Below are 26170 nucleotides of genomic sequence, written 5' to 3'. Positions count from 1 at the left end.
TGGTAACAGTCTCAGTCCAGGGCATAGTGAGTCTCCTCTGCTATGCCGTTTATAACTGTTACCCATGTGCCCGGTCTAAAGTGTTACCCATGTGCTCGGTTTGTACCTTCATGCGCACCGTATCAATGGCCGCACGGCGTCAAACGCATTCATGCGCACCGTTTCAATGGCCGCACGGTATTTAACGCATCCATACGCACCGTTGCAGCATTCGCCCCGGCTCTTAATCGTCGCCGTTCAGGCCAGCACGGTTCAGCAGGAACTGCGACAGCAGCGGCACCGGACGGCCGGTCGCGCCTTTGGCTTTGCCGGAGCGCCAGGCGGTGCCGGCGATATCCAGGTGCGCCCAGTTAAACTTGCGCGCAAAGCGTGCCAGGAAGCAGGCGGCGGTAATTGCGCCGCCCGGCCGGCCACCGATGTTAGCCATATCGGCAAAGTTAGATTCCAGCTGCTCCTGATACTCATCGGCCATCGGCAGACGCCACGCGCGGTCGCCCGACTGCTCTGACGCGCTGATCAGCTCGTGCGCCAGCGGATTGTGGTTCGACATCAACCCGCTGACGTGATGGCCCAGCGCGATCACGCAGGCGCCGGTCAGGGTGGCGACGTCAATCACCACTTCCGGATCGAAGCGCTCAACGTAGGTCAGCGCATCGCACAGCACCAGGCGGCCCTCGGCATCGGTATTCAGCACTTCAACCGTCTGGCCGGACATAGTGGTCAGCACGTCGCCCGGACGCATCGCGCGCCCGTCCGGCATATTCTCACAGCCCACCAGCACGCCGACCACGTTCAGCGGCAGATTCAGCTCCGCCACCATGCGCATCACGCCGTACACCGACGCCGCGCCGCACATGTCATATTTCATCTCATCCATCGCCTCGGCAGGCTTGATGGAGATGCCGCCGGAGTCAAAGGTCAGCCCTTTACCTACCAGCACGATAGGGCGCGCATCGGCGTCGCTGCTGCCTTTGTACTCAATCACCGACATCAGCGACTCATTGTGCGAACCGGCACCGACCGCCAGATAGGCGTTCATGCCCAGCTCTTTCATCTGCTGTTCGCCAATCACGCGGGTGGTAACGTTTTTGCTGTACGCATCGGCCAGCTGACGTGCCTGCGACGCCAGATACGCGGCGTTACAAATATTCGGCGGCATATTGCTCAGGTCTTTCGCCGCTTTGACGCCGGCGGCAACGGCCAGGCCGTGCTGAATAGCGCGCTCACCGCTGGTCAGCTCACGGCGGGTCGGCACGTTGAACACCAGCTTGCGCAGCGGACGGCGCGGCTCAACTTTGTTGCTTTTCAGCTGGTCGAAGTTGTACAGCGCCTCTTTAGAGGTTTCTACCGCCTGGCGCACTTTCCAGTAGGTATTGCGCCCTTTAACGTGCAGCTCGGTCAGGAAGCACACCGCTTCCATCGAACCGGTATCGTTCAGGGTATTGATGGTTTTCTGAATCACCTGTTTGTACTGGCGCTCATCCAGCTCACGCTCTTTACCACAGCCGATCAGCAGGATACGTTCGGACAGGATATTTGGCACATGGTGCAGCAGCAGCGTCTGGCCCACTTTGCCCTCCAGCTCACCGCGGCGCAGCAGCGCGCTGATGTAGCCATCGCTGATCTTATCCAGCTGCTCGGCAATCGGTGACAGACGACGCGGTTCGAAAACGCCAACCACAATGCAGGCGCTGCGCTGTTTTTCCGGGCTACCGCTTTTTACACTGAACTCCATGCACTCTCCTGAATCTTAAAGACAACGGCCTTAGCTGTCGTTAGAATGTAGCGCGTTCGTAACCCATTAATTTGTTGCGACGCCATGACAATTTAACGCCGGCGGCCATAATGAGTGGGGTGACAATGTGTTGTTTTTTCACCACCCTAACGCGTTCGTCATACTATTTTAGCTACCATGACGGCCATTGATGAAGAAAAATGGCTGATAAGCGTTGAAACTAGCGATTTTCCTGCAAAAAGACAAGTTTTCACAGGCGTACTAAGCGTGATCATCATTAGATATCTGGTTCGGGAAACGCTCAAAAGCCAGCTGGCTATCCTGTTCATCCTGCTACTTATCTTCTTTTGCCAGAAGTTAGTCAGGATTTTGGGTGCGGCGGTGGATGGCGAAATCCCAACAAATCTGGTTCTGACATTGTTAGGACTTGGCGTGCCTGAAATGGCACAACTTATCCTGCCCCTAAGCTTGTTTCTGGCGATTTTAATGACCCTTGGGCGGCTGTACACCGAAAGTGAAATTACGGTGATGCACGCCTGCGGGCTGGGTAAAGGCGTCCTGATTAAAGCGGCGATGATCCTGATGCTGTTCACCTCACTGGTGGCGGCGGTTAACGTGATCTGGCTTGGCCCGTGGTCCTCGCGCTATCAGGATGAAGTGACACAAAATGCCAAAGCCAACCCGGGAGCGGCGGCGCTGGCGGCGGGGCAGTTCCAGACCTCCAGCGACGGCAATACGGTGCTGTTCGTCGAAGACGTGAAGGGCAACAAGTTCGGCAGCGTGTTCCTGGCGCAACTACGGCCGAAGGGCAATGCACGGCCATCGGTAGTGCTGGCCGACAGCGGTCACATGGAGCAGCACAAAGATGGCTCGCAGACCGTGACGCTGGACAAAGGCACGCGCTTTGAAGGCACGGCGCTGCTGCGTGACTTCCGTATTACCGACTTCGTCAATTATCAGGCGCTGGTGGGGTACAAAGAGGCGGTGCTCGATCCTAACGATGCCGATCAGGCCGATATCAGCACGCTGATAAAAACCAAAACGCCGCAGTTCCAGGCGGAGCTGCACTGGCGTCTGACGCTGGTGTTCGCTGTGCTGGTGATGGCGCTGATGGTGGTACCGCTCAGCGTGGTTAACCCGCGCCAGGGCCGCGTGCTGTCGATGCTGCCGGCAATGTTGCTCTACCTGATCTTCTTCCTGCTGCAGAGCTCGCTGCGCTCCAACGCGGCGAAAGGTCGGTTTGATCCGGCGATCTGGATGTGGGTGGTCAACCTGGCGTATCTGGCGCTGGCGGTGGCGCTCAACGTATGGGATACCGTGCCGATGCGCCGTTTCCGCGCGCGCTTTAGCCGTGGAGGATCCGTGTGATGTTTAAGGTCCTTGACCGCTATATCGGCAAAACCATCTTCAACACCATCATGATGACGCTGTTCATGCTGGTGTCGCTGTCGGGCATCATTAAGTTCGTTGATCAGCTGCGTAAAACCGGGCAGGGCGCGTATACCGCGCTGGATGCCGGTTACTACACGCTGCTCAGCGTACCGAAAGATATCGAGATCTTCTTTCCGATGGCGGCGCTGCTGGGCGCGCTGCTGGGGCTGGGCACGCTGGCGCAGCGCAGCGAACTGGTGGTGATGCAGGCCTCCGGCTTTACCCGTCTGCAGGTGGCGCTGGCGGTAATGAAAACCGCGATTCCGCTGGTGCTGCTGACCATGGCGGTGGGCGAGTTTGTCGCCCCGCAGGGCGAGCAGATGGCGCGTAACTACCGGGCGCAGCAGCTGTACGGCGGCTCGCTGGTTTCGACGCAAAACGGCCTGTGGGCGAAAGACGGCAACGACTTTATCTACATTGAGCGCATTAAAGGCGACAACGAGATCGACGGCGTCAGTATCTATCGCTTTACCGACCAGCGGCGTCTGCTGAGCGTGCGCTATGCCGCCACCGCAGTCTGGAATAAAGATCGCAAACTGTGGGAGCTGTCGCAGGTGGATGAGTCGGACCTGAAAGATCCGAAGCAGATTACCGGTTCACAGAGCCTGAGCGGCGAATGGAAAACCAATCTGACGCCAGACAAGCTGGGCGTGGTGGCGCTGGACCCGGACGCGCTGTCGATCAGCGGTCTGTATAACTACAGCAAATATCTCAAACAGAGCGGCCAGGAATCCGGGCGCTACCTGCTGAATATGTGGGGCAAAATCTTCCAGCCGCTGTCGGTGGCGGTGATGATGCTGATGGCGCTGTCGTTTATCTTTGGTCCGCTGAGAAGCGTATCGATGGGCGTGCGCGTGGTCACCGGCATCAGCTTTGGCTTCCTGTTCTACGTGCTGGATCAGATCTTCGGGCCGCTGAGTCTGGTGTACGGTTTACCGCCGGTGCTGGGCGCGATTCTGCCAAGCGGCGCGTTCTTCGCCATCAGTTTGTACCTGTTGCTGAAACGGCGGTAGTGATAGTAGCAGGGGCGCGATTCAGGGCGCCCCTGTCATTCCCGCACCGTTACCGTAGGGTCGCCATTCATGGCGACCTTTTTTATTCATGGCGACCAGGTCGATGCCCGCACCGTTAGCGCAACGTCTGCAGCCAGCCCGGCAGCTGCGACAGCAAAAACAGCACCAGGCCAATGGTACCGCCCACCAGCGTGCCGTTGATGCGGATAAACTGCAAATCACGGCCAATGTTCAGCTCAATCTGTTGCGACATCTCGCGCGCATCCCAGCTCTTCACCGTATCGCTGATGTGACGGGTGAGAAATGCCGCAAACTCCGGCGCGACGCTGCGCGCAGCGTCTTCCAGATGCTGATTCATTGAGGCACGCAGTGCTTCATCGGCAGCCAGCGTTTCGCCCAGCCACAGCGCCGCCAGCCGCACCCGCTCCTGTACGCGCGAATCGTCACTGTTGAGGTCGCTCTTCAGCCAGCGGCGCAGGTCCTGCCACAGCTCGCCGATATAACGGTTAAACGACTCATCCTCTTTCAGCCAGTGTTTGATGGTCTCAGCCCGTTCGGCCATCTCCGGATCGCTTTTCAGTCGCTCTATCAGGCGCTGTACCGCGCGGTTAAAACCGAGGCGAAATTCGTGGCCCTGGTCGCGCGCCACTTCATCCAGAATCGAATCCACCGCGTTGGCGACCAGCTCGGCGCTGTGTTCGCCCAGCCATTCGGTCGGCAGCATTTTGGCTTTGATCGGATGTTCGCGTTTCAGCCAGCGCACAATCTGCAGCGCGATAAACTCGCGCGCGCCGGGTTTGTGCAGCAGACGCAGCAGCTGTTGCACCGCTGCGTCCAGCAGCTCCTGATGGCGATTGTTTTTGGTCAGGCTGTCCAGCAGCAGCGCGCTGGACTGGGTCAGATCGACCTTATCCAGTGCGCGATGCACCGCGCGGCGCAAAAAGCGCTGAATACGCTGATCGTCAGTAAGATCGAGGAAACCGCGCATCACCTGCAGCAGATGGCGGCCAATGCGATCGGCGTTGCCCGGCGTGTTGAGCCACTGCGCCAGCAGCTGTGACGGATCGTGGCGGCGAATCAGTGCCAGCAGCGAATCGGTATCGAGAAACTTCTCCTGCACGAAGCGGCCAAGATTCTCGCCGATGCGATCTTTGTTGCGTGGAATAATTGCCGTATGGCGCGAGATGAACGGCACCGGCACGCGACGAAACAGCGCCACCACCGCAAACCAGTCGGCCAGCGCGCCGACCATCGCCGCTTCGGCAATCGCCTTCAGCCCCAGTACCCAGAACGTGGGTGGCAGAAACAGCGTCACGACAAAGGTCGCGGCGGCAATCAGCAGCAGCGACAGGGCCAGACGCTTGCTCCGTTTTAATTGTTGATATTTATCCATACCACGATCATAGCAGAGGGCGATTAACGGCGGCGTCCACCGAGCAGACTGCCCAGTACGCCGCGGATGATCTGATTGGTCACCTGGCGCGCCGCGCTTTTCGCCACGCTCTGTACCACGCCGTCGCGCTTGCCGCCGCGCGGCCCGGTGCTGCCGAACAGAATCTCTTTCAGCCCGCCCAGAATACCTTCATCCACCGCCACGCTATTGCCTTTGCTGGGCGGCGCATCGGCCTGCTGCGGCGCGGCCTGCACGCCTCGCTGCAACATTTCGAACGCCGATTCGCGATCGACGGCACTGTCGTATTTACCGTACAGCGGCGAATGGTTGATCAGGCTGTTGCGTTCATCAGGAGTGGCCGGCCCCATGCGCGAGCCCGGCGCGATCACCATGGCGCGCTGCACCATCGACGGACTGCCTTTCTCATCGAGGAAAGAGATCAGCGCCTCGCCGGTGCCCAGCGCCTGAATCGCCTCAACGGTATTAAACGCCGGGTTGGCGCGCATCGTTTCGGCGGCGCTTTTTACCGCTTTCTGGTCTTTCGGCGTGAAGGCACGCAGCGCATGCTGCACGCGGTTACCCAGCTGACCCAGCACATTATCCGGAATGTCCGCCGGATTCTGCGTGACAAAGTACACGCCAACGCCTTTCGAGCGAATCAGGCGAATCACCTGTTCCACTTTCTCCAGCAGCACCGGCGGCGCGTCGTTAAACAGCAGATGCGCTTCGTCAAAGAAGAACACCATCTTTGGTTTTTCCAGATCCCCGGCTTCCGGCAGCTGTTCATACAGTTCCGCCAGCAGCCACAGCAGGCTGGTGGCGTAGAGTTTCGGCTGCTGATAAAGCTTTTCCGCCGCCAGGATATTGATGAAGCCTTTGCCGTCAGCGTCGCAGCGCATCCAGTCACGGATATCCAGCATTGGCTCGCCAAAGAAGTGTTCAGCCCCTTGCTGCTCCAGCGCCAGCAGGCCGCGCTGAATGGCGCCCACCGAGGCGCTGCTGATATTGCCGTACTGCGTCTGAAATGCTTTGGCGTTATCACCAATGTATTGCGTCATGGCGCGCAAATCTTTGAAGTCCAGCAGCAGCAGGCCCTGATCGTCGGCGATACGGAAGATAATTTGCAGCACGCCGGACTGCACCTCGTTGAGGCTGAGCAGCCGCGCCAGCAGCAGCGGACCGAGATCGGACACCGTTGCGCGCACCGGATGGCCCTGCTGGCCGAAAATATCCCACAGCATCACCGGATTTTTCTGCGCCTGCCAGTCGGTGACGCCAATCTTCGCCAGCCGCGCCAGCAGCTTTTCCGAGCCGTCGCCTGCGGCCGCAATGCCGGAAAGATCGCCTTTGACATCGGCCATAAACACCGGCACGCCGATGGCGGAGAAGGATTCTGCCAGCTTTTGCAGCGTCACGGTTTTACCGGTGCCGGTCGCGCCGGTTATCAGTCCGTGACGGTTAGCCATGGCGGGCAGCAGATGCAGTTGAAGGTCAGGCGTCTGGGCGATCAGCAGTGGGGTAGTCATAATGTTTGCGCTCTCCGGCATTGCGTAATGACTCAAAGAATAGCAAGCGGTGCGCGGGAGAGAGAGGGATATTTGGGTGAACAATAAGGGGAGTTACGGTTGCTGCCCGCGCGATCGACCCCTCTCCCGCGGGCGGGAGAAGGCTGGAATGAGGGGCAGCGCGTACCGACCTACCTCTTCTCTACCGCATCGAAAAACAGCAGGCTCACGCCGATGCCCTGCTGCACGTGGCTGACATTATTGCGCACCGCCACCTGCTGCGCGCCCTGCAGCATCACCACGAACGGCGAATCCTGCTGTACGCGCTGTTGCAGCGCGGTATACAGCGCGCGGCGCTGGCTGGCGTCGCTCTCACCGGCTGCGGTGCGCGTCTGCGCGCTCAGTTCGGGAATCTCCCAGCCGACGCGCCACGCCAGCGTTTTCGAGCCGCCCGGCACGTTATAGGCAAAGGCGCTGGCGTTGGTATTCGGATCCACATAGTCGGCGCCCCAGTAAATAAAGATCGACTGGAAATCACGTCCGCGCATTTTGCCCCACAGTTCCGATTCCGCCACCGGCTGCAGCTCAATCTGCACGTCGGCTTTGGCAAAGCTGGCCTGCAGCGCCTGCGCCACGTCGATGTACGGCGGCTGATTGATCACCGTCAGCGAGAATTTGCTGCCGGGCCTGATACCGCCCTGCGCCAGGATCGCTTTAGCTTTGGCCACATCATAATGGAACGGCTGATTCTCCAGCGCGCCATCAAAGCCCTGCGGCAGGAAGCTCTGGTGAATACGGTACTGGCCTTTCAGCAGATCGCGTGAAATGGCGTTGTAATCCACAAGCCAGCGCGCCGCCTGCCACAGCGCCGGGTTACCCAGCGCCGGCTGCGCTTTGTTTTGCGTATTAAACGCCAGGTAATAGACCAGGCTCGACGGGAAGGCTTCAATGCGCAGCTGCTGGTCGTTTTTCAGCGCATCGATCTGGTCCGGGCCCAGCTGGTACGCCACATCGACATCGCCCTGTTGAATCAGCAGGCGGCGCGCACCGGCATCGGCCACGCCTTTCAGCAGGATGCGTTGCAGCTGCGGCTGCGGGCTGGCGTGCGGATTTGCGCTCAGCACCAGCGCCTGTTGCGGCACATATTGCTGGATGCTGAATGCGCCGCTGCCCGCGGAATGAGTGTGCAGCCAGCCGTTGCCGCTGTCGTTGGCGATGATGTGCTGCTGCACGGTTTTGCTGTCCACCACCGAGGCCACCGGCGCGGTCAGCAGGCGCAGCGCCAGATCCTGACCAATCTGCGCCGGCCACTGAATCTCCAGCTGATGATCGTTCACAACCCGCAGCTGGCTGGCGATGTTGTCCGCCGTCCAGCCAAACTCAGCGAGAATAAACGACGGGGCTTTGTTGAGCTGCACCGCGCGCGTCAGCGAAAACACCACGTCCTGCGCGGTCACCGGGTTACCGCTGACGAAATGCGCATCCGGTTTCAGATTGAACACCAGGCTGTGCGGCGTGCTGCCGGGCTGCCATGAGGTGGCGAGCAGCGGCGCGAGTTTTTGTGGCGCATCGCGATCGGCCTCTACCAGCGTCTGATAAATGTTGCGCTGCACGCTGTTACTGACGGTCTCAAAACTTTCTGCCGGGTCGAAGCTGATAATGCCGTCGAGCGGCACGGCCACCACCAGCGTGTCTTTTGGCGTGGCGGCCTGTAGGGCAAAGGCGCTGCTGAATAAGGTGAAGAACAATAAGAGTGCTCGCATCATGATTATCCTGAGTAATTGATGCGACGACTTTATCGCTGTCGCGCTGCTGGCTAAATGCCGGTTTGTTCTGAGCTGTGCCGGAAATAACAATTAATACCGGCAATTAATTAATCGGTTATTTTGTGCGCGCGCTGTCATATTCAGGAAATAAACCGCTCAGACGTTGCGCATTCAGCCAATAAGCGGTTATTGATAAGAATAAGCTCTGGTATGGAAGTATGATTTTTTCTGATTAATTAAGCTGAGCGACTATTTCTCACGCCGATTTGTTTCAGTCATTTGCCCAGTCTCTGGCGCTAATCTCCTGCCATTTGTACGGTTAAAAGCGCAATTTCCGCTGCGAAAGCGCGTCCACAGCGCCTGGCGACTTTTCGTCAGGTTGATGGTTTCTCATCAAAACACATTTCTAATTTAATGCTTACATCCTGAAATATCTGTATCCATAAGATTGCCAGCTTGTTTGCCGATTTATAAATCTATTAACAAAAATAATTCCCTTTCTTAGCAAGTGAGAGTCGTCGCGCCATGCTTTTAGAAAAACCGACCACCAGACGTAAGTTTTTACTTGGGTCGTTGCTGGCTTTGCCATTAAGCGACCTGGTTTTAAAAGGACTGACTGCAGCCCAGGCTGCGGAAATGGCAGCACCGGACCTTGCCGACTATAAACCGATCTTTTTTAGCGCTGAGGAGTGGCAATTTATTCTGGCCGCGACCGATCGCCTGATCCCCGCCGGTGGCAACGGCAAAGCGCCGGGTGCGCTGGAAACCAACGTGCCGATCTTCATTGACCAGCAGCTGCACAGCCCGGAGTTCGGCGCAGAGATCTACCTGCAGGGGCCGTTTGATGTGCACGCGCCCGCCACCATGGGCTATCAGATCCCGTTCACGCCGCAGCAGATGTATCGCACCGGCATCAAACTGGTGGAGCAGTGGACGCAGAGCACCTACCACAAAGCGTTCTCGCAGCTGACGCTGGCAGAGAAAGACGCGGTGCTGACCAAAGTGAATAAAAACGACGGTATCGACTTCGCCGCGCTGGGCGAACCGAACCTGAAAGCCTCGCAGTTCTTCAGCCAGCTGCTTTCCGATACCAAACACGGCTACCTCGCTGACCCGATGTACGGCGGCAACAAAGGCATGAAAGCCTGGATCGCCATCGGCTTTCCGGGGGCACGCGCCAGCTTCACCGAGTGGGTGAAGCAGCACAACGTGCCGTATCCGCTCGGACCGGTCAGCCTGATGGGCGAACGCGCCTGAATCCCCGTATTTGGTATGTGAGACAGAAAAACATGGCACAGATTACAAAGAAAGAAGTCGACGTCGTGGTGTGCGGCCTCGGCTGGGCCGGCTCGCTGATGAGCATTGAGCTGGCAATGGCCGGACTGGACGTGCGCGCCCTTGAGCGCGGCGGCGAGCGCGACTACCCGGATTTCGCTTACCCGAAACCGGCCGATGAGTACGCCTATAACGTGCGCAACAAAGTGTTCGCCACGCCAAAAGAAGTGGCGGTCACCGTGCGTTACAACATGGACCAGACGGCGCTGCCAACCCGTAAATGGGGCGCATTTGCTCCAGGTACCGGCGTCGGCGGCGCGGGCATGCACTGGACGGCGGTACTGATTCGCCCCACGCCCACCGATATCAAACTGAAAACCTACGTCGATCAGGCCTATCAGCCCGGCATCCTGCAGGATGACATGCGCGTGATGGACTTCCCGTTCACCTGGGATGAGATCGAGCCGTATTTCTACAAGTTTGAGCTGATTTGCGGCCAGTCGGGCACCACCGGCAACCTGCGCGGGCAAATTCTGGAAGGCGGCGATCCGTTTGAAGGCCCGCGTTCTGAGCCGTATCCGTTGCCGGCGCTGGACGATACGCTGAACAACGTGATGTTCAAAGAGGCGGCGAAGAAGCTGGGCTATCATCCGTTCCCGAACCCGTCAGCCTGCGTCTCGCGCGCGTGGAAAAACCCGTACGGCAACCAGATCGCTCCCTGCAACTACTGCGGCTACTGCTCGAAATATCCGTGCCTGAACTACTCAAAAGCCTCACCGCAGACGGCAGTGATGGACGCGCTGAAGCGCATGCCGAACTTCTCCTATGAAGTGCACGCGGAAGTGTACAAAGTGGTGCTGCACGACGATGGCAAAACCGCGAAGGGCGTGCTCTATTTTGACGCTGACGGCAACGAAGTGTTCCAGCCGGCGAAGATTGTGGTGCTCTCCAGCTTCCAGCTTTACAACGTGCGCCTGATGCTGCTGTCCGGCATCGGCCAGCCCTACAACCCGATCACCGAAGAGGGCGTCGTCGGGCGTAACTATGCGTTTCTGTCCAACGGCGGCGCCACGCTGTTCTTCAAAGACAAGAATTTCAATGCCTTCGCCACCGCTGGCGCGACCGGTCAGATGTTTAACGACATCTCGCCCGGCAACTTCGACGGTCCGGGACTTGGCTTCCTGGGCGGCGCCAAAATCCACAGTTCGCAGGCAACCGGTACGCCGATTGGCACCGCGCTGCCGAAAGGCACACCGAGCTGGGGCATGGGGTACAAAGAGGGGCTGGAGCAGTGGTACAACCATTCGATGAAGATCAGTATTACCACCACCTGCCAGTCGTACCGCGATATCTATCTGGATCTGGATCCGCACTATACCGACCATCGCGGTCAGCCGCTGCTGCGCATGACCTTTAACTGGAAACAGAACGAGCTCAAGCTGCAGCAGCACCTGAAAGGTATCGTTGGCGACATCGCCAAAGAGCTGAATCCGGACAGCATGAGCATGAGCTTCCTGCCGATGGGCGCTGACTTTGACCTGACCAAATACGTCTCTACCCACAACGTGGGCGGCGCGGTGATGGGCGACAACCCGAAAACCTCGGCGCTGAACAAGTACCTGCAAAGCTGGGATGTGCACAACGTGTTTGTGCCGGGCGGTAACGCCTTCCCGCAGAACTTCCAGGCGAACCCGACCGATACCATCGGCGCGATTACCCTGATGGCGGCGCAGGCTATCAAAGAGCACTATTTGCAGAATCCCGGCCCACTGGTACAGGCATAAGCACATGAAATTAAAATCATTGTTAATCTCTCACGCGGTGCTGCTGGGCAGCTGTGCGGTGCAGGCGCAGGCAGCAGATGACGCATCACTGATTAAAAAGGGCGAGTATCTGGCGCGCCTTGGCGACTGTATGGCGTGCCATACCGTGGCCGGCAAAGCGGATTACGCTGGTGGACTGGCGATTGAGTCGAACCTCGGCACCATTTACTCCACCAACATCACGCCGGATAAACAGCACGGCATCGGCAACTACAGCGAGCAGCAGTTCTCGGATGCGGTGCGCAAAGGCGTGCTGCCGGACGGATCGCGCCTCTACCCGGCGATGCCGTACCCGGATTACGCCAAAATCAGCGATGAAGACCTGCACGCGCTGTACGTCTACTTCATGCAGGGCGTGAAGCCGGACAGCGAACAGCCGCCGGAAACAAAGCTGAGCTTCCCGTTCAGCCAGCGCTGGGGCATGCGTTTCTGGAACTGGGCGTTTACTTCGGACAAGCCGTTCCAGCCGATTGGCGGTGCGTCAGCGGAGGTTAATCGCGGTGCTTACATCGTGGAAAGCCTCGGCCACTGCGGCAGCTGCCACACGCCGCGCGGCATCGGCATGAACGAGAAGGCGCTGGACAGCAGCGACGATCGCTTCCTCGCCGGCGGCAGTCTGAATAACTGGGAGGTGCCGTCGCTGCGCGGTGTGCCACGCTGGAGCGAGCAGGAGATTGTCGATTATCTGCAAACCGGACGTAACGATAAAGCCGCGGTGGGCGGCGAGATGACGTCGGTGGTGGAGCACTCCAGCTCGCACATGACGGATGCCGATCTGCAAGCGATTGCCGCTTACCTCAAGTTCCTCGGCGGCAATCCGCCGCTGCAGGCGTATGACGTGCAGGCGCAGCAGAAGACCGAGGCGAAGCTGACGGCGGCGAAGAATCTGTCAGAAGGCGAGCGTCTGTATCTCGACAACTGCGGTGCCTGTCACTTTGTCACCGGCAAAGGCGCACCGGGGATCTTCCCGGAGCTGGATCAGGCCACTATCGTCAATGCGCAGGACCCCAGCGGCTTGATTCACACCATTCTGGTCGGTGCGCAGCAGCCCTCAACGGAGAAAGCACCGTCAACGCTGGCGATGCCGCCGTTTGCGTATCGTCTGACCGATGATGAAGTGGCGCAGCTGGCCACCTTTATTCGTCAGGGCTGGAGCAACCACGCGCCGGCAGTAACCAAACAACAGGTGGCGGATGTGCGGAAAACGCTGCACTAAAACGTAGCGGCGCGACCTGGCGCGCTGTCCTGATGGCAATGCCCGGCGTCGCGTGATGGCGGGCATTGCGCGATGAATCGCGCCGCTACCGTAGGGTGCGATTTTTTATTGTTTAATGAAAGGTGTGCGCCACTTCCAGCACGCCGTTGATGACAAACTGCACGCCCATACACACCAGTAAAAAACCCATCAGGCGCGAAATCGCTTCGATGCCGCCTTTGCCGACCAGCTTCATGATGGCGCCGGAGCTGCGCAGCGAAATCCATAAAATCACCGCCACCGCCAGGAACGTCAGCACCGGCGCGATGGCCACCACCCACGCGGGGAAATCGACGCCGGCTTTCACCGTCGAGGCTGAACTGATGATCATCGCGATGGTGCCCGGTCCGGCGGTGCTCGGCATTGCCAGCGGCACAAAGGCGATATTCACCGTTTCGCGCGGATCGTCGCTGGCGTCGAGTTCATCCAGCTTGTGTTTGGCCTCCACCGAATGCCCGACCGGTTTGGCGGGGAACAGCATGCGAAAGCCGATAAAGGCGACAATCAGCCCGCCGGCCATGCGCAGGCCTGGAATCGAGATGCCAAAGGTGTGCAGCACCGCGTTACCGGCGTACCAGGCGACCATCATAATCAGGAACACGTAGATCGACGCCTGCAGCGCCTGGCGATTGCGTTCCTGAAAGTTCATGTCACCCGCGAGGCCGAGAAACAGCGCCACGGTGGTTAACGGGTTAGCAAGCGGCAAAATCACCACCAGGCCGAGCCCGATGGCTTTGAACAGTTCCAGCATGATTTATTCCACATCCAGGTGCGCCCATGATGGCGCGGTTAACAGGCACATCATTCAGACGCGCTCTTATTGCACCCAACCCGTAGCGGCGCAATTTATTGCGCATCAGACAGCGATGCGGCTGTCCGGGGCGCGCGAAAAATCGCGCCGCTACAGAATGTGCGATTAATGGAGCAGAATCAGTCATCTGCATTTCCCATCGTGGCGCAAAGCATTCAGGCGCGCTCTTATTGCACCCAACCCGTAGCGGCGCAATTTATTGCGCATCAGACAGCGATGCGGCTGTCCAGGGCGCGCGAAAAATCGCGCCGCTACAGAAGGTGCGATTAACAGGGCAGAATCAGTCATCTCCATTCCCCGTCGCGGCGCAAAGCAGCATCAATGCTTCGGCGTTTCCATCGCTTCCAGCAGCTCGGGGAAAAAATCTTCCAGCAGATCCGGCGTCATCAGCTCGGGGTAATGAATCAAATGCTCGCGAATGCGTTCATTCACGTCTGGCAGCAGGCGCTGGGCGGCGTCGCTGGCGCTGATTTTCTTCTGCTTCATCAGGCGCAGCACGTTATCCGGCAGGTTATCCTCATCTTCCTCGCTCTCTACGCCTTCCAGATCGTCCAGCTCATCCAGCAACTCCATCAGCGCTTCAATCTGCGGCGTGCGTGACTGATACTCTGCCGGCTTCTCGTTCTCCAGATAGCGCAGCAGCGCGCGCACCGGCGAGCCGTCCGGCGTGGCGGGCGGTTCACTGGCGAACCAGCTGAGCAGCGCATGCTGGCTCACCTGATGCACGTGATAACCGTTGTCCACCAGCTCATCGGCGAGGATATCGGCGGTGTCGTGCTCAATCAGGCAAATGTGGGTGCGACCCGGCGTGAACTGCTCCAGCCACTGATAAATCTCCTCAATCACGCTGTCGGCGTAATGAAACGTCTGGCTGAGGTAGCTGTCATCCGGCTGGTGAACGCAGATGCGAATCAGGTCGGGATCGAAGTAAATCGCAATGTTGATGCCTTTCATGCGCGGTGTCCTGTGTGGTGCAAAACCTCACTATAACGTCAGGGCGCGCAGAAAAACATGCTATCGCCAGCAGCCGCAGCCACTGGCGATAAAAATTACCGCAAATCAGCACGATCCAGCCCGTAAGCGCTGTCGAGCGCGCCAGGTGCCATCTGCGACAGGATCATCAGCCGGTTCCAGGTATTGATCACCGCGATCTTAAAGGTCAGCTCGCTGATCTCCACCTCGGAGAAGTGCGCGCGCAGCTCGCCGTACAGCGCCTCGTCAACGCCGTGCTCGCCAATGCGCGTCAGCGCTTCGGTCAGGGCAAAGGCAGTTTTCTCCCGCGCGCTGAACAGCGGCGATTCGCGCCAGATCGCCACATGGTGCAGCCGCAGCTCGTGCTCGCCGTCAATCGCCGCCTGCTTGATGTGCATATCGAGGCAGAACGCGCAGTGGTTGAGCTGCGAGGCGCGGATATCCACCAGATGCCTGAGCGACTTCTCCAGCGACGTGCTGGCGACGCTGTTCGACAGATCTGACATCGCTTTGGCCAGCGCCGGGGTGGTTTTGAAATGGTTAACGCGTTGAGTCATGATTTTCCTCCGTCAGAACAGACGTTCAATGGTTTCGAGTGCTTCGGGTAACGCGCGGGCACGGCTGAGCGGGTCGTGCGTGCCGTCGACGCGGATAAACTGCACATCGCTGATGCCGATGTACGCCAGCGCCGCGCGCACGTACGGCGTGAACTGGTCATCCTGCATAAAGGGCCCGTGGGCAAACACGCTGCCGCTGGCCATCACGCAGTAAACTTTTTTGCCGCTCACCAGCCCGACTTTGGTGCCTTCGGGCGTAAAGGCGAAAGTGCGACCGGCGCGGGTGATATGGTCGAACCAGGCTTTCAGCACCGACGGCAGCCCGAGATTCCACATCGGCGATGAGATAACCAGGGTGTCGCAGGCAAACAGCTGATCCACCAGCCGTTCCGAGGTGCGAATGGCGTCACGCTGCGCTTCATCACGCGCCTCCGGTGGGGTAAAAAAAGCCCTGATGGTGAAAGCATCCAGATGCGGCAGCGGCTGTTGCGCCAGATCCAGCACCGTCTCGTGCAGATCGTGATGGCGGATGCGCAGCTTTTCGATCAGACGCGCTGAGGCGATGCGCGACGCCGATCCCGCCAGATCCGGGCTGACTTTAATGTGCAGCACATTCATGCAGTGGTTCCTCATACGATAGAGCGATAAAAATGCAGGCCGAGCGCCTGATAGCCGCAGCGCTGATAAAACGCCTGCGCCCGGGTATTACTGATTGCGGTATCCAGCACCATGCGCCTGCAGCCGTACTCACGCGCCAGCACCGCTAAGCCGTCGAGCAGTGCGGCGCCGAAGCCCTGACCGCGCAGCGCGGGATCGCTCACCAGGTCATCGACGTAGCAGAAGCTGCTATGGATAAAATTCTCCAGCAGGCGATAACCGGCCAGCACCGCTGGCTCTCCCTGATGTTCGATACCAGCGAGGCGATAACCCTGCGCCTGCTGACGCTGCGCCTGGGCGATAAACTGCGTCTCATCCGCCAGCCGCCCGCGCAGCGCACGCATCAGCGGGTAGCAGCGCGCGAGTTGTTCTGCGGTGGCGTAATGCACAATCTTCATGGCTGTCATCCGTATTGCAGGGGGAATGCCTGCATCTTAAACTGCTATGTCTGAGCGAACAGGGCCATTATGCGTGAAAACAGGTAGGACATAGCGCAGTGGCTGAGAAAGGAGTGACGCGTGGGTTACAAAGAGATTTACCAGCGCTTCCGGCAGCAGATTCTTGCCGGACAGCTCCGGCCGGGCGACCGCGTACCGGCGATCCGCATGCTGGCGGGCGAGCTGCAGGTGGCGCGCAAAACGGTGGAGGCCGCCTATGAAATCCTCATCGGCGAAGGCTATTTTGTCAGCCAGGGCGCGAAGGGCACGCGTGTTAATCCGCAGCTGAAGCTGGCGAGCGCAGCCACGCCACCGCGCGCACCGGCGACGACGCCCGCGCTGTTGCCGGTGACCGAGAGCAAAGGCGAGCTGCGGCTCGGCATCCCGGCGCTGGACGAGTTTCCGCACAAGAAGTGGCGGCTGATGTCGGCGAAAGCGGCGCGCAGCCTGCGGCCGGACGAGATGATGATACCGCCGGTGATGGGATATGCGCCGCTGCGGGCGGCCATCGCCAGCTACCTGAACATTTCGCGCGGCCTCAACTGCCAGCCGGAGCAGATCTTCATCACCAGCGGCTACCGCGCCAACCTGCGGCTGATTCTGGCGGTGCTGGCGCAGCCGGGCGACAAAGTGCTGTTCGAAGATCCCGGCTACTTCTTCGGCCAGCAGCTGCTGAAGCGCATCGCACCCAACCTGCACTATGTGCCGGTGGATGGGCAGGGCGTCGACGTGGAGTATCTGCTGCGCTATCACACCGACGCGCGCTTTGCGGTGGTGACGCCAACGCACCAGAGCCCGCTGGCGGTCAGCCTGTCGCTGCCGCGCAAGCATCAGCTGCTGGCGTGGGCGCAGCAGCATGACAGCTGGATTATTGAGGATGATTACGACGGCGAATTTCACTACACGCGTAAGGTGATTCCGGCGCTGAAAAGCCTGGATGTGCACGACCGGGTGATCTACACCGGCACCTTCAGCAAAACCATGATGCCGGCGATGCGCATCGGCTATCTGGTGATGCCGCAGCACACGCTGGCGCAGTTCGGCGAGCTGGGCGAGATTCTGGAAACCGGCCTGCCGCTGCTGCCGCAGAAAATTCTCGCGCAGTTCCTCAGCGAAGGGCATTTTTATCGCCACATCAAAAGGATGCGCATCCTGTATCAGCAGCGCCGTCGCATGATGCTGGAGGCCATCGAAGCCAGCTTTCCGGGGCTGTTTACCTTTGAGCTGACCGACGGCGGTATGCACATCGTGGCGTTTCTGCGGCGCGGCACCCAGGACGTGGCGCTGGCGACGCTGTGGGCGCAGCAGGCGCTATACGTGCGACCGCTGTCGGGCTGGTACGCGCAGACGCAAAAGCGCTATGGCCTGGTGATTGGTTACACCAATATCCAGTCGTTTGAACAGGCGAGGACGCTGCTGGCGCGCGTGGCGGATGCGACGCGGACGTTGCTGGCGGTTTAGCGGCAGTGTGGGGAGAAGAGGGCGCGGGGGACAGCCCGCGCCGGCTGGCATAAGATGAGCGGCGATTCAGACGGCAGGAAGGCGGCCTCTGAATCACCGCGTAGGAATCACATGCCGATGTATTTTTTGCCCTGCTTCAGCACCACATCGCAGGCTTTGGTTTTCAGCTTCTCACCCATCGGCGAGTTGCTCAGGCTCTGCAGATTCAGCTGCTGGCCGTTGCCGGTGTTCAGCAGGCCCTGAATCCCCTGCTGGTAATCGGTTTTCTGCTGCTGCGCGGTGGTGCTGCTCAGGCCCAGCTTGCTCAGCACCTGATCTTTGACCGACTTCACGTTGTTATCCACCACGTTGTGCTGCACGCAATACTCCATCACGCCGGCGGCGTTAGTCATGCTATTGGCGCTCACCGCTTTATCGCCGCCGTTCAGCAGGCCGCTGAGCGAAGAGAGCGACAGGCCGCCGTTCTGCGTGTTGCTGGTGGCGGTGTTGCCGCTGTTCTGCTGCGACAGCTGCGATGCGGCGCTGCTCAGCTGATCCTGCCAGCTCGCCGCCGATGCGCTACCGGCCACCAGTGCCGCCGCGATACCCCATCCCCAAACTAACCGTTGTGTTGCTTTTTTCATCTCAACCTCGTTGTGCTTATACGTCTGACTGCGTCAGTTGTGGTTAAGAGGCATGCGGCGGCAGAAAGTTCCGGAGAAGTGGCCGCCGCGCGCGAGTTTGGGAGTGTTCCGGAGGCGATTGCCGGGGTTTTGCGCAGCGTTTTTGGCAGCGCTGCTTTTTTCGACGCTTAGCGCACATCCCCATCGATTCCGGTTGCGCCGCAAGCGCGTAACGGTATAATCGCCCACGTTTTCCGCATCCTCTTCAGTGCCGAAGTGGCGAAATCGGTAGACGCAGTTGATTCAAAATCAACCGTAGAAATACGTGCCGGTTCGAGTCCGGCCTTCGGCACCATTAGCACTTCCAAGACCATCCGAGAAAGTCCAACTATCCCTTAAAAATCAATGTTTGCAGCGATTTTACGTCCTGAGTCGTCCGAGGTTGTCCGTTGAAATCCGGATGCCGTTGGGGGCATAATTGGGGGCATCTTAACTTCGATTAGAAATGTGCCCCCAAATGAAGCTCAATGCCAGACAGGTAGAGACTGCAAAGCCAAAAGACAAAACCTATAAAATGGCCGATGGCGGCGGTTTGTATCTTGAGGTTACGGCTAGGGGGGCAAAATACTGGCGCATGAAATACAGACGCCCCTCAGACAAAAAAGAGGATCGTCTCGCTTTTGGAGTTTGGCCGACCGTTACTCTTGCAGAAGCTAGAGCAAAGCGAGATGAAGCTAAGAAGCTAATAGTGCAAGGGATTGATCCTAAGGCTGAACAAAGGGAAGCTGACGCACAAACTGCAGGAGCTTATACCTTTGAAACTATCGCTCGGGAGTGGCACGCCAGCAACAAACGCTGGGGTGAAGACCATCGTGCACGTGTTCTTCGTTATCTTGAACTTTATATATTCCCTTATATTGGCTCGTCTGATATTCGCCAGCTCAAAACCAGCAATCTTTTAGCGCCGATAAAAAAAGTTGACGCAAATGGTAAGCATGATGTTGCCCAGCGCCTTCAGCAGCGTGTTACGGCGATAATGCGCTATGCCGTGCAGAACGATTACATTGAATCTAATCCTGCTATTGATATGGCCGGGGCACTTTCTACGGTCAAGGCTCGTCACTACCCCGCATTACCCTTCAGCCGTTTTCCTGAATTTCTTAAGCGCCTTACCGCATATCGTGGACGAGTTATGACGCGTATTGCTGTAGAGCTTTCATTAATGACTTTTGTACGTTCTAGTGAGCTGCGCTTTGCCCGGTGGGATGAGTTCGATTTTGAAAGGGCCTTGTGGCGGGTTCCTGCAAAACGCAAAGAGATAGAAGGAGTTCGTTACTCTCACCGTGGTATGAAAATGAAAGAGGAGCATCTTGTACCGCTTAGCCGTCAGGTTCTAGCCCTCTTGGAAAAGCTGAAGCAATTAAGCGGTGACAACGAGAGACTTTTCCCCGGCGATCATGATCCCAAAAAAGTCATGAGTGAAAACACGGTTAACAATGCTCTGCGTGCTATGGGGTATGACACAAAGACCGAGGTTTGTGGGCATGGATTCAGGACAATGGCAAGAGGTGCTCTAGGTGAGTCAGGATTATGGAGTGATGATGCTATAGAGCGGCAATTGAGCCATTCTGAGCGAAATAGCGTACGTGCTGCCTATATCCATACTTCAGAGCATTTAGACGAACGCCGCTTGATGGTTCAATGGTGGGCGGATTTTCTAGACGCTAATTCCGATAAATTTATATCACCTTATGATTATGCCATGTCATCATTCCATAAACCTCCCCGTATATGATTTGCGGGGAGGTTTATTAAATTAAAAATGGTTTTTCTATTGAAATGGTGAGTAAGGATATACTATGAAATTCCAGTGGGTTTTTTCTGATTCTTCTTCACATTCCTTTTTTAATAGTCAAAGGTAAACTTTATATAATTTATCTTATCTTGCATCGAGTAATTTTTCGATTGTGTTTTCGAATGAGGTGAAATCAATGACCTCTCTTATATCCGAGCACAAGTGGTTAATAAATGTTGACTCTGAAATATTTCTCGACTCTAAGTCAGACTTTATTCGGAAATAAAACTTTTTATCCGGATTTTCGGGGGTTGTTTTATATTTTTCATTGTGCTCTGCCACCAAATCATCAAGTGATTTAAGAAGGAAGTATTTGTCATTAATTATTTTTCTAATTCTTTCGTTTTTTCTTAAAAATACGACATCGTAAAAAAATTTTTCAATGCTCGGTATTGGCAAAAAGCATTTTGGAATTGGACTGTATTCAGTTTTTTTTAGTACTTCATCTTTTACATCTCCATCAAGAATGCTGATGATTTTCCTATTTATACCTACAACATTGTTTGCTATTAAATCCTTATGTAAAGACAGCACATTTTGCCACCCTCCAACTGGGGATATATGAATTAGTCTGCTATTCTTTAATCCTTTACTTACCAGAACGTTATCGATAACACCTGCCGCAAGTTTATCTTCAGCTAAAATTAAGTAATCAAATCCGTCATGCCTATATACGTCTCTTATTGCATAGCTTGGGAAGCATGGATTAGTCAAGCTCATTACACCTTCGTTATTAGCAAGCATAAACATGTTGCTAGGCTTTATACTTCTAATTACTTCTGGTGAATGAGAAGTTAAATAAATAACAACATTTTTCTGAGATTCATTTAAGTTATTAAGAAGCGTAATTAGTCGTGTTATGGCGATAGGGTGTAGTGCCAGTTCTATCTCATCAATCAATATTAATGCTTTTGCTGATTGCCCAGACTTGTTATCAACAATTGTATAATATATGAAGTTTAGTAGTGATATAAGAAGGCATTCTCCAGAACTCATTCTATATTGGCTTAATAGCTTCCCGTTTTTAGCTTCATTAAAGTAAGGTATGTTGTTTAAGTTTAAACGATTTGCAGTATGCCGATTTTTTATTTTCTTTAGGTTTCGATAATGCTGCCTGTCTCCATGAAGTATGAAGCTCAAATTGTCTTTAATATAGCTAACTGATTCTACAATATCTTCGTCATTTATTTCACCTTTCCTTAGGATAGCATCAACTATTCTTGAGTCATCGAATCTTGCACCATAAAATAAGCTTCCCTCATATAATCCATTGTATCTAAACGGCGTCTCGTCAGGAGGTAAGCGCCATTTTCCTTTTTTAGGGGTCCAATGATTAACTTTGGTCTGGTTAGTATTAACTTTAATTTCAATCCCAGACGTTGATGTATAATCTTCTCCTTTCAACATCATAAATCGCCTTTCACTCAGCAGCACAGAAAGGATTAACATTAAAGTACTCTTTCCGCAGCCGTTACCTCCAACGAAACCATAAAGCCCGCCCTCAAAAGGAACTTCAATCTGCGCATTAGAGATATTTTTTATATCATTGATATTGATGCTTATTGTGTCCAATCTCTCTCATCCTTAAATAGTGGTAAGATTAATCTTAATAAGGTCTAATCAAAATTTTAACAACTCCAATTTTTAGTAGTTGTAAGAAACGTCACGTTAATTTCATAACAAAATCGAACTCCATGGTCTCTTTCATACTGTTTTAGGCATTGCGCGCACTCGTACCCCCGCCACGCCTGCCCGCTTCATGCAGTGGTTTTCATGCACCTGCATGAACGGTGCCGCGCCGCGCCCTGTATGGCCTGAAGGGGCACAAGCGGGGTGCAAAAACTCATGCGTTTTCATGCAGCATAGACATGCACTCTTGAGCAGGGAGGCCAGCCAGGAAAAAGAGGCGTGAAAAAACCGGCGCAGTGGCCGGCTCAGGTAAGGGGTGGAAGGTTTCAGGCGGGTGACTGCTGCCGGCTGGACAGTTTACTGGCAGAACCGTAGCGGCCCAGCGTCTGCGGCTGGCGCGCTGCGCTCAGCGCTTCCTTTTTGGGTTCCGGCCCGGCAGGTTTCTGCGGCTTCACGATGATTTTCTCGACGCTCTCCAGCGAGGTGAACGTGCAGGAGCAGTCAAGGTTGATGCACTGATACCAGGTGCGCTTGACGGTCGCGGACTCGTAGGCGCTGGTGCGGGTGTGTGCGGTGGTGCCGCACTCCGGGCATTTCAGGGCCATTACGCACCCTCCTGCGGAAGCCGGCTGAGGCGCTGCGCAAAGCGCTGGTGCTGTGCCGGCGTGTAGCTGCCCTGACAGTCGCGCAGCATCCCGGCCTCCGGAGACAGGCCCGTTTCGGCCAGCGCGTCCTGATAAGCCGCCGACACCGCCGGGCGCGCCCGCTGCACCTCACGGGCCACGGCGCTGCGCAGCAGCCGGGCGGCCACTTCCAGCCCGCCGGGTCCGTTCAGGAACGGGGCCAGCGCCGAGGTCAGCGCCGGGCCGTGCTCGCGCATAAAGACGCTGAGCGCGTCCTCCGTGCAGGCTTCCAGCACAATCCGCTGCGCATACACGCCCTCGCGGGCGGCGCAGTTAATCTGCCAGTCCAGCACCGCGATGCGCTCGCGCAGCGCCGGCAGCCGTTCACTGTAATCAGCCTGCTTTTCACCGGCCGACAACAGGGCGCTGAGCGCCGTTTCCGCGTCCTGACGCGCGGTCAGGTGCGCCTGCCACCGGCTGCGGGCGGCGCGAAACTGGTCCAGCGCCTGTGCGGGTGTGGTTGCAACGGTCATTGTGCCTGCTCCTTCTGCGCCATTTCGCGGCGGACCAGCATTCTGTGACGCGCTGCGGGCGAGGGGCTTTTTCTGAAGTCATCGTGCGCCCCGCGCACCGGGAAGATGCCCGCCAGCCTGAACACGGCGTCTTCCTCCGGCAGGGCGTCGCGCATCAGCGCCGGGTCGGTGATGTGGCGCGTGATAAAATTTTTCAGCACCGTTTCCGGGTCGTTAACGGCGTGCACCGTGCCGGTTCCGTCGCTGGCCTGACGCCCCAGCGTGATTTTCAGCAGGCTCAGCGTCTGGATCAGCTGCCGGCCGTGCGCCTCCATGAACGCCTGCCAGAGCTGCATGGCGCGAAGGTTCACCAGGTCATTGTGGGCACTGATGTAGTCTCTGGCGAGGTCGGCCGTCTCCCACGGCAGGCGCTCATTTTCCTGCGCGTGCAGCGCCAGCAGGGCGTCGAACTCCTCCAGCGCCTCGCGGTCCAGCGCCACCTCCGCGCGCAGCTTCTTCATCTCCGGCGTCATCACGCCGCCGCTCTCGCGGAACAGCCGGCGCCATTCGTCGTTCTGTGCGGCCGCGTTCGTCTCGGTTTCGGCGCGGCGCTGACGGATAGTATCCCCCTGTGAGGCGGCGGCCTCCTGTTTACTGCGTGCATCAAGCCATGCGGCCTTTGCGGTGCTGACTTTTTCCAGTGCGGCCTGCGTGCTGGCGGGAAAGGCGGTGATGTCGGTCATAACGGGTTCCTGTCAGGTCGGTTTTGGTAAGTCAATTGTGCCGGGGCTGGCACAGGCGCCGCTACCGGACGGCGTTGTGTGACGGACCAGACAAAAGCTTTCCTTCTGGCGAGCCAGGAAAAGGTCTCACGAAAGCCTGTTATCCGCTTTCAGTTTTATATAAATCCTTCATCATTCTTCACCCAAAAGAAAAATGGAGTAAATACAGTAAATTAAGGGGTGAAGAATCAGATGGTGATTGTTCACCCGCTGTTCACCATTCTTCACCAGCCTGATTCCGGCGACTCGGAATGATTAATGTTTATTGCTATTAATAAATTATTTTTGAGAGTCTGAGGCTATATGAAAAGCCGGGCCCGACACTATCCGGTACTACCCGTTGCTACTCGTTAAGAGTGGTTAACACTGTGCAAAATTCAGACAGGTTGTGTAAGCCACAGCACGCGGCCGCCCTGTTGCGCTGGCCGTAAATATGCTGAAAATAAAGCGCTACCCGACGCTGCACGTAACCGTGCGGCACTTAATGGACTCAGAAAGAGGTAGCTTATGCACACGGCTTTATCCGCGCACTCATCCGCCCCGGCGGCCCCCGTTATGCCGGCCATTGCCCCGGTTCAGGAGCGCTTTATGCGCCTGCCGGAGGTTATTCACGTCTGCGGCCTGTCCCGCTCGACCATTTACGACCTCATCAGCCGCAGCGCCTTCCCGGCGCAGGTGTCGCTCGGCGGCAAGAACGTGGCGTGGATGGCAAGCGAGGTCAGCGCCTGGATGAACGAACGCATCGCCGCGCGCGGTCAGGAGCGTGCAGCATGATCCGGCTGAACATTGGCGGCAAGTCGCACGACCTGTCCGTGGAGGACGCAAAGCAGCTGGCGCTGGCCATTGCCGCTGAGGTGGATATGCCGGGCCAGCCGCAGCGCTTTCGCGGCACGGGCATCGCCTTCAGCATTGAGCGCAGCACGGCCCCAGCAGACCCGCAGTCTCCTTCCCGCGCCGGCATCACCCTCACGAACTGCTGAGGTGCGTATGTCGCTCGCTTCCCTCACTCCCGGCTTGCGCGCCGGGGGCTTTCCCTGGTACAGTAATTCCGCTGCCGCAAAATCGGCAGCCGGGATTGGCGTCCTGAGCAACTCAATGGCGACACCAGACGCGCCTTGCGTCTTTTTTTGTGTCTTAGCCTCAGTGCACCCATTTTTCGGGCGGCGGTTGTGTTTACGCTGTGCCTGTCGAGTAATGGTGGCCCGGGCGTGGGCTTCTCACGAAGCGCCGGTATCCATTGAGGCCGGTTACGCCAACCCCGTTCGGGCTACCACCAGTGAAATTGGCGTTTCCGGTGGTGGCGTTAACCGCTACTCAGTGGAGACTGCCCCTATGGCTACCGTCCTTCATTCCCCGCACCCTCAGTTTGTCTTCGTTTTCGCCGCCGTGCGCCGCTGTGAGCGTCACAGCCGCGTGCTGATGCTTCGTGCCACCGCCGCAGACGAGCGCGCCGCGCGCCGGCTGCTTGCCCGCGACTACGTGCTGTCTTTTGCCTGCCGCCTGCCGGTGACGGAGGTGCGCGCATGAGCCCCATTACGATTTCCGACGACGACCTGATGCGCCTGGAGCACCTGCGCAACGCCGGGCGCTTCGTGTCCGACATGACCCGGCTTCAGGACTGCCACGAAGCGCCGCCGCCCGCGCAGCGCGCGCAGCTGGCCTCGCTGGTCTTCCTCATCACCGAACAGCTCGACGGCGTGGTAGCCCGCTGCCACGACAGCCTGATGAACAACGGAGTGACATCATGAAAATCCGCACGCTTTCCCCCGACCTCCGCGCCGCGCTGAGCCGCCGCGCGGTCGCCTGCGCCTGGCTCACCCTGTGCCGCGAGCAGCAGCGCTACCCCGGCCTGACGCTGGCGCGCCTTGAGCACGCCATCGAGACCGAGCTGGAGGGGTTCTATCTGCGCCAGCACGGCCGCCGGCGCGGGCAGGAGATTGCCTGCGCCCTGCTGGACGACCTGCTGGCCGCCGGGCCGCTGAAGTCGGCCCCGTGCCTGAGCTTTTTAGGCCAGGTGGTGATGGACGAGCTGAGCGGGCGCATTCACGACGCGCGGCCGCTGCACTGAGGGACAAC

26 protein-coding genes and 1 tRNA gene are annotated in these 26170 nt (G+C 57.5%); 13 read left to right on the top strand and 14 right to left on the bottom strand.

What is annotated here, in order from left to right:
- Positions 1–223: 223 nt before the first annotated feature.
- A complete protein-coding gene (gene pepA / locus CBW22_RS12755) occupies positions 224–1735 on the bottom strand; it encodes a leucyl aminopeptidase (RefSeq protein WP_021506719.1) in 1512 nt (503 codons plus the stop codon).
- 267 nt (positions 1736–2002) lie between these two features.
- Here pepA and lptF point away from each other — a divergent pair, with 267 nt between their 5' ends.
- Both lptF and lptG read left to right on the top strand, forming a co-directional pair.
- On the top strand, positions 2003–3103 hold the full coding sequence (gene lptF / locus CBW22_RS12750) for an LPS export ABC transporter permease LptF (protein ID WP_031279533.1): 1101 nt from the start codon (positions 2003–2005) through the stop codon (positions 3101–3103).
- Positions 3103–4179, top strand: coding sequence for an LPS export ABC transporter permease LptG (gene lptG, locus CBW22_RS12745; protein ID WP_021506721.1), 1077 nt, complete (start codon positions 3103–3105; stop codon positions 4177–4179). Before lptF ends, lptG begins: the two co-directional genes overlap by 1 nt.
- Before the next feature lie 115 nt (positions 4180–4294).
- Here the strand turns inward: lptG and CBW22_RS12740 are convergent, their stop codons facing one another.
- The 3 genes from CBW22_RS12740 to CBW22_RS12730 all read right to left on the bottom strand — a co-directional run bounded on the left by CBW22_RS12740 (position 4295) and on the right by CBW22_RS12730 (position 8843).
- The gene (locus CBW22_RS12740) at positions 4295–5572 is read right to left on the bottom strand and encodes a DUF445 domain-containing protein (RefSeq protein WP_088516850.1); all 1278 of its coding nucleotides are present in this window, start codon (positions 5570–5572) and stop codon (positions 4295–4297) included.
- Between the two features lie 23 nt (positions 5573–5595).
- Entirely contained in the window at positions 5596–7098 is a 1503-nt protein-coding gene (locus CBW22_RS12735) for a helicase HerA-like C-terminal domain-containing protein (protein WP_088516849.1), read from the bottom strand.
- Positions 7099–7268: 170 nt separating this feature from the next.
- Entirely contained in the window at positions 7269–8843 is a 1575-nt protein-coding gene (locus CBW22_RS12730) for an ABC transporter substrate-binding protein (RefSeq protein WP_371742072.1), read from the bottom strand.
- Between the two features lie 525 nt (positions 8844–9368).
- Between CBW22_RS12730 and CBW22_RS12725 the strand changes: the two genes are divergently transcribed.
- Genes CBW22_RS12725 through CBW22_RS12715 form a run of 3 tightly spaced genes read left to right on the top strand, consistent with a single transcriptional unit; the run spans position 9369 to position 13157 of the window.
- Entirely contained in the window at positions 9369–10100 is a 732-nt protein-coding gene (locus CBW22_RS12725) for a gluconate 2-dehydrogenase subunit 3 family protein (RefSeq protein ID WP_031279537.1), read from the top strand.
- A 32-nt stretch (positions 10101–10132) separates the two neighbouring features.
- The gene (locus tag CBW22_RS12720; protein WP_088516847.1) at positions 10133–11902 is read left to right on the top strand and encodes a GMC family oxidoreductase; all 1770 of its coding nucleotides are present in this window, start codon (positions 10133–10135) and stop codon (positions 11900–11902) included.
- Positions 11903–11906: 4 nt separating this feature from the next.
- Positions 11907–13157, top strand: a complete 1251-nt coding sequence (locus CBW22_RS12715) for a c-type cytochrome (RefSeq protein WP_088516846.1) — start codon at positions 11907–11909, stop codon at positions 13155–13157.
- 112 nt (positions 13158–13269) lie between these two features.
- Here CBW22_RS12715 and CBW22_RS12710 read toward each other — a convergent pair whose 3' ends face one another.
- The 5 genes from CBW22_RS12710 to CBW22_RS12690 form a co-directional block, all read right to left on the bottom strand.
- Positions 13270–13947 (bottom strand): MarC family NAAT transporter, encoded by a 678-nt coding sequence (locus tag CBW22_RS12710; protein WP_021506728.1) that lies wholly within the window; start codon positions 13945–13947, stop codon positions 13270–13272.
- Between the two features lie 378 nt (positions 13948–14325).
- Complete coding sequence (locus tag CBW22_RS12705; RefSeq protein WP_021506729.1) at positions 14326–14961, bottom strand: hypothetical protein; 636 nt, start codon at positions 14959–14961, stop codon at positions 14326–14328.
- Positions 14962–15056: 95 nt separating this feature from the next.
- Positions 15057–15536, bottom strand: coding sequence for a carboxymuconolactone decarboxylase family protein (locus CBW22_RS12700; protein ID WP_058781936.1), 480 nt, complete (start codon positions 15534–15536; stop codon positions 15057–15059).
- Positions 15537–15548: 12 nt separating this feature from the next.
- On the bottom strand, positions 15549–16154 hold the full coding sequence (locus tag CBW22_RS12695; protein WP_088516845.1) for an FMN-dependent NADH-azoreductase: 606 nt from the start codon (positions 16152–16154) through the stop codon (positions 15549–15551).
- A gap of 11 nt (positions 16155–16165) precedes the next feature.
- Positions 16166–16591, bottom strand: coding sequence for a GNAT family N-acetyltransferase (locus tag CBW22_RS12690; RefSeq protein ID WP_088516844.1), 426 nt, complete (start codon positions 16589–16591; stop codon positions 16166–16168).
- A 120-nt stretch (positions 16592–16711) separates the two neighbouring features.
- Between CBW22_RS12690 and pdxR the strand changes: the two genes are divergently transcribed.
- Positions 16712–18091: a MocR-like pyridoxine biosynthesis transcription factor PdxR gene (gene pdxR / locus CBW22_RS12685; RefSeq protein ID WP_088516843.1), complete on the top strand. Its 1380-nt coding sequence runs from the start codon at positions 16712–16714 to the stop codon at positions 18089–18091.
- Positions 18092–18198: 107 nt separating this feature from the next.
- Here the strand turns inward: pdxR and CBW22_RS12680 are convergent, their stop codons facing one another.
- Positions 18199–18714: a DUF2501 domain-containing protein gene (locus CBW22_RS12680; RefSeq protein ID WP_059011139.1), complete on the bottom strand. Its 516-nt coding sequence runs from the start codon at positions 18712–18714 to the stop codon at positions 18199–18201.
- 249 nt (positions 18715–18963) lie between these two features.
- On the opposite strand from CBW22_RS12680, the gene CBW22_RS12675 reads away from it, so the two are divergent.
- Together CBW22_RS12675 and CBW22_RS12670 are read left to right on the top strand one after the other, a co-directional pair.
- Positions 18964–19048 (top strand) — tRNA-Leu (locus tag CBW22_RS12675).
- Between the two features lie 162 nt (positions 19049–19210).
- The gene (locus CBW22_RS12670; protein ID WP_088516842.1) at positions 19211–20488 is read left to right on the top strand and encodes a tyrosine-type recombinase/integrase; all 1278 of its coding nucleotides are present in this window, start codon (positions 19211–19213) and stop codon (positions 20486–20488) included.
- Between the two features lie 144 nt (positions 20489–20632).
- On the opposite strand, the gene CBW22_RS12665 is transcribed toward CBW22_RS12670, so the two are convergent.
- The 4 genes from CBW22_RS12665 to CBW22_RS12650 form a co-directional block, all read right to left on the bottom strand.
- On the bottom strand, positions 20633–22120 hold the full coding sequence (locus CBW22_RS12665) for an ATP-dependent nuclease (protein WP_088516841.1): 1488 nt from the start codon (positions 22118–22120) through the stop codon (positions 20633–20635).
- 383 nt (positions 22121–22503) lie between these two features.
- Complete coding sequence (locus tag CBW22_RS12660) at positions 22504–22782, bottom strand: ogr/Delta-like zinc finger family protein (RefSeq protein WP_088516840.1); 279 nt, start codon at positions 22780–22782, stop codon at positions 22504–22506.
- Positions 22782–23333, bottom strand: a complete 552-nt coding sequence (locus tag CBW22_RS12655) for a phage polarity suppression protein (RefSeq protein ID WP_088516839.1) — start codon at positions 23331–23333, stop codon at positions 22782–22784. Before CBW22_RS12655 ends, CBW22_RS12660 begins: the two co-directional genes overlap by 1 nt.
- The gene (locus tag CBW22_RS12650) at positions 23330–24055 is read right to left on the bottom strand and encodes a septation initiation protein (RefSeq protein WP_176428119.1); all 726 of its coding nucleotides are present in this window, start codon (positions 24053–24055) and stop codon (positions 23330–23332) included. Before CBW22_RS12650 ends, CBW22_RS12655 begins: the two co-directional genes overlap by 4 nt.
- Before the next feature lie 546 nt (positions 24056–24601).
- Between CBW22_RS12650 and CBW22_RS12645 the strand changes: the two genes are divergently transcribed.
- From CBW22_RS12645 to CBW22_RS12625, 5 genes are read left to right on the top strand one after another with little or no spacing between them, the layout of a single operon-like run.
- Positions 24602–24868: a helix-turn-helix transcriptional regulator gene (locus tag CBW22_RS12645; RefSeq protein ID WP_088516838.1), complete on the top strand. Its 267-nt coding sequence runs from the start codon at positions 24602–24604 to the stop codon at positions 24866–24868.
- Positions 24865–25074, top strand: coding sequence for a hypothetical protein (locus CBW22_RS12640; RefSeq protein WP_088516837.1), 210 nt, complete (start codon positions 24865–24867; stop codon positions 25072–25074). Before CBW22_RS12645 ends, CBW22_RS12640 begins: the two co-directional genes overlap by 4 nt.
- A gap of 7 nt (positions 25075–25081) precedes the next feature.
- Entirely contained in the window at positions 25082–25621 is a 540-nt protein-coding gene (locus CBW22_RS12635; protein ID WP_176428118.1) for a host cell division inhibitor Icd-like protein, read from the top strand.
- Entirely contained in the window at positions 25618–25842 is a 225-nt protein-coding gene (locus CBW22_RS12630) for a hypothetical protein (RefSeq protein WP_088516836.1), read from the top strand. Before CBW22_RS12635 ends, CBW22_RS12630 begins: the two co-directional genes overlap by 4 nt.
- Complete coding sequence (locus CBW22_RS12625; RefSeq protein WP_088516835.1) at positions 25839–26162, top strand: DUF5375 domain-containing protein; 324 nt, start codon at positions 25839–25841, stop codon at positions 26160–26162. The genes CBW22_RS12630 and CBW22_RS12625 overlap by 4 nt, the downstream gene beginning before the upstream one ends.
- Positions 26163–26170: the final 8 nt, after the last annotated feature.

This window comes from Pantoea sp. VS1 (genome assembly GCF_002207995.1).
GTDB classification, from domain to species: domain Bacteria; phylum Pseudomonadota; class Gammaproteobacteria; order Enterobacterales; family Enterobacteriaceae; genus Pantoea; species Pantoea dispersa.
This window is presented reverse-complemented; position numbering and strand designations above follow the sequence as displayed.